Here is a 3,761-nt window from a genome sequence, read left to right on the forward strand (position 1 = left end):
CAGAACAAGTATAGGGAAAACGTTCCCAGATGCAACGAATTGGGAGCAAACGGCGGACTATTCCGGGGGTCCCGGCTCAGCCTGTTTCTGGCTGGCCAGGCTTCCCAGGACGTAAATAGTGTTCTTGCCACTTTTCTTGGCCTGGTACATCGCAAGATCGGCGAGCAGGAGCAGATTCTTTGGGTCAGACACGCGGTCCTCGAAGCTTGTGACGCCACCGCTCAGCGTGACCACGGTACGGAAGTGGCGGTGGTCACGACCACTGTTGCGTTCGACGGACGCGCGAATACGCTCGGCGGCCTTGCGCGCGTCGGTGGGAGAGGCCCCCGGCATCAGGATGACGAACTCCTCGCCGCCGTACCTATAGGCTGAATCGACAGTCCGGATGCTATGGCGCAGGATGTCCGCGATGCCCTGGAGGGCGAGGTTTCCATCCAGATGGGAGTAGGTGTCGTTGTACTTCTTGAAGTCGTCGATATCGAAGAACAGGAGGGAGAACTCCTCACCAAACCGTGCTGTGCGCTCCGACTGCTCGATGGAGTGTGTCACGAACGCGCGATAGTTGCCCAGGCCCGTCAACTCGTCGGTCACCGAGAGCTCATCGATGCGATGGACGTAGAGGATGTTCTCGGCGACCAGGCTGCAGTCTGAGACGAAAGCCTCCACCATATGCCGTTCTTCATCTGTCAGAAGCACGGGGCGTTTGAACGATACGTACAGGACACCGTACAGGACACCTTCGAGCGTTATGCGGAGGGTCAGCTCGGTCATGGCCGCTGGGGCGAGCGGGACCATCGTGTTCGAGACTTCAGCGTGGACGACCGCAAGGCTGGGACTACTGAACGCTTCGCCCAGAATACCCGGCTCGACCCCGGGTTCGGGAGTGAACCCGAAGATGTCGGCCTGGCTGACAACCAGCTGTCTGGATCCTGCTTCGAAGGGGATGTATGCCGATGCGTCCGCCTCCATGGCATCCTGCAGCTTGTGAGCCGTGGCAGCCAGGAACTGTCGCAGGTCTGTGCGTTTGAAGGAGTTGTCGAGCAGTTCCCTCGCCGCGAGTCGATACTTCGTGAGCAGGGCGGAGCGCTGCTTCACGAAGATCTTCTGTACGATGGACTCCGCATAGGCCATGAAGAGGTCGAATGCACTGGTTTCGCTGACTGTCAGCAGTCTGTGTTCTCCGATACCCACGATAACGAAGCCGACGAGGCGCTGCTCGAAGTCAAGCTGACGCACCATCAGGTCGCGGTCCTGCAATAGGCCGGTGACCGAGCGTGACAGCGAGTGTGTCATATCCAGTCGAGCCCGCAACTCGCTTTCGAAGACACGGACAGGTTCCGCCCCTTTTGTGCTGGCGGCCCGGATGGCAGTCCAGGGGCGTGCCGTGTTACCCGCGTTTTCCAGCAGGATGACACTCCCTGGCCCTGGCAGGATTCGCCACAGAAGGCGACTGAGATGCGCTGTTGCCTGTTCGGCTGTTGAGACGTCGATGTTTTCCAGCTCTGCCCTGTTGATGGCTTCGCGGATGTTACGCTGCTCTTTGACTTCTTCCCAGATCAACCTTCCCTGCAGGAATTCCTGTACCTCCCCGGCAATCGCCAGGACGTCCGCGGAGACGTCGCTGGTGAAGTAGTCACTCTGGCTGTTTTCCAGGCTGAGCACGGCGATGACCCGCCCTTCTGCATTCTTCATCGGGATGGCCAGTTCACTGCGCGTGGCCTCATCGGCCATGATGTAGTTGGCATACTCGGCGGTGTTGGGGACATTGACGATCGCTCGCTCACGCAGCGCCTGCCCAATGGCTCCCGCTCCTCCGTTCATGCGTGCAATGATCTCCTGAGGTGGGACAGGGGACTTGGGTGGCGGTACCGCAAAGAACCGGGTGAAGCGGTCGTTTTCCACCATCAGCAGATTGATGCGCGACAGCTGGAACGCGTTGCTCATGATGGAGAGGAAGCTGTTGATCTCCTTGTCGAACGGCAGGGCGGAGACGATGGCTGACGAGAGCTGGTTGGTGACTGTCAACGTGAAGTTCTTGCGCCTCAGTGCCTCCATGATCGTGGCATTGTCCAGCACCGAGGCGGCGATGTTCGCGAACGATGTGAACAGGGCCAGGTCGTCTTCGTTGAAGGGATTCTCGACGCCAATGCGGCTGACAGAGACGAGACCGTACTTCTGGTTGCCCTTGCGCAGTGGAGCAGCCATCATCGATTCGGGCTCTTCGGGCGTCCCATAGATCTGCATGGCGCGCGGGTCCAACAGGGCGTTCTTGATGAGTTCGGGGGCGTCGCCGTCGAAAATCTTGCCCAGAATTCCCTGTCCCCGTCGGATGTGCAGGTGTGAGAGAGCTTCGCGATATTCGCTCTTGGCGGCGACAACGGACAGGCCCTCCATGTCCGCGTCGATGGTGGCAACGATAGCGTCGTCGGCCGAGAAGAACAGCGCTGCACGGTCCGTGATGGCCTCCAGAACCTGCTGATAGGCCTGAGACGCGGCCATATCCCGGATAATGGCGGTAAGAAAGGACAACTTGTGGAACGTGGCCTGCATGCGGTCCTTGTCACGATTGACATCAGTGACACGGGTATCCATGGCGCGAAGCCTGCGCCTGACATGTTCGTCGGCAGCATATGACAGGATCCCCACACCCGCAACAGCTAGCATCCCTGCCCCGATGTCTCCCCAGTTGGCTGACCGGAGCGCTTGCATGAAGCCGCCGCCCTGCTGCTGAGCAATCGACAATCCCTGGCTTGCCACAAGACTTGCAAGGGCTGCCGTCAGGTACAGGGGAAAGTGCCCGTTCTGCAGGACGATGGATGCAATGACGATGAAGGCGCCACTGACGATGAAACTGAGGTCAAACGGCAGGACGCGTGTTCCGCCATAGAACGCGGGTCTACCCATCAGCAGGGGGCTGCCCATCGCGCCCAGGAAGAGGTTCATGGCAATGCCGTCGAAGAGGATCTGGTGCCGGAGGATGGCGCGCGCTATCCTGCTGTGAGGCGCGAAGCGGTCTACGAGATCAATCGAGACGTTGAAGACGATTGCGGTGACAAGCAGCCCGGGCAGAAGCACGAGTCCGATGGACCGAGGGGGCTGACTGAGCATGACAAAAAGCCACCAGACGCTGCCTCCAGCAATGATGACATACCGGAGCAGAATGAATATCCTGGTTATGTTGCGTTCGGCAGGTTTCACGGTGTGCAAGCCCTTTCCATAGAGAAACTATAGCGTTCCCATGGAAAATGCAAACCGCAGCGCAAGTCTCTCGCTGACGGGTCTGGGCGGGCGTCAGGGAGAGCTTGTCAACAAGATGGCAGTCTAGAGGCTGAGCAGAACCTCGACAACGCGCGAGGAGGCGAGAATAATGAGGAACGAGGCGCCGGCCAGAGCGAAGGCCAGGACTGGCGTCCAGCGGGCCGTCCGTCCGTCTTGCGGTTCGGTTGTTGTCAGGACATGGCGCAGCACGTGCTCCGGTACCGTCACGCCGTCGACAGCCACGTGATAGTGTGTCCGAAGCAACTGGTCAAGCTCGTCGTCACTGTGTTCGATGATCACGATGTGCCTCCATGAAGGCCTTCAGCTCTTCCTTCGCGCGAAAGAGGCGCGATTTGACGGTTCCGACGGGCTTCCCGATGAGTTGTGCAATCTTCTCGTAGGGCATCTCCTTGTAGTAATAGAAGTACAACACGTCTCTCAGGTCGCCCGGAAGGTGCCGCATGCCTGCTGCGACGTCCCGTACGGTCTCGGCTTGCACCGGG

3 protein-coding genes are annotated in these 3,761 nt (G+C 59.5%); all 3 read right to left on the reverse strand.

What is annotated here, in order from left to right; all coding sequences use genetic code 11:
- Positions 1 to 57: 57 nt before the first annotated feature.
- Positions 58 to 3,198, reverse strand: coding sequence for a diguanylate cyclase (locus tag SMC5_RS00990; RefSeq protein ID WP_126854899.1), 3,141 nt, complete (start codon positions 3,196 to 3,198; stop codon positions 58 to 60).
- Positions 3,199 to 3,321: 123 nt separating this feature from the next.
- A complete protein-coding gene (locus SMC5_RS00995; protein ID WP_119086830.1) occupies positions 3,322 to 3,558 on the reverse strand; it encodes a hypothetical protein in 237 nt (78 codons plus the stop codon).
- A partial coding sequence (locus SMC5_RS01000) for an RNA polymerase sigma factor (RefSeq protein ID WP_133299130.1) occupies positions 3,539 to 3,761 on the reverse strand: 223 nt, incomplete at its 5' end. The genes SMC5_RS01000 and SMC5_RS00995, both read right to left, overlap by 20 nt.

This window comes from Candidatus Cryosericum odellii, from assembly GCF_003570935.1.
GTDB lineage: Bacteria > Caldisericota > Caldisericia > Cryosericales > Cryosericaceae > Cryosericum > Cryosericum odellii.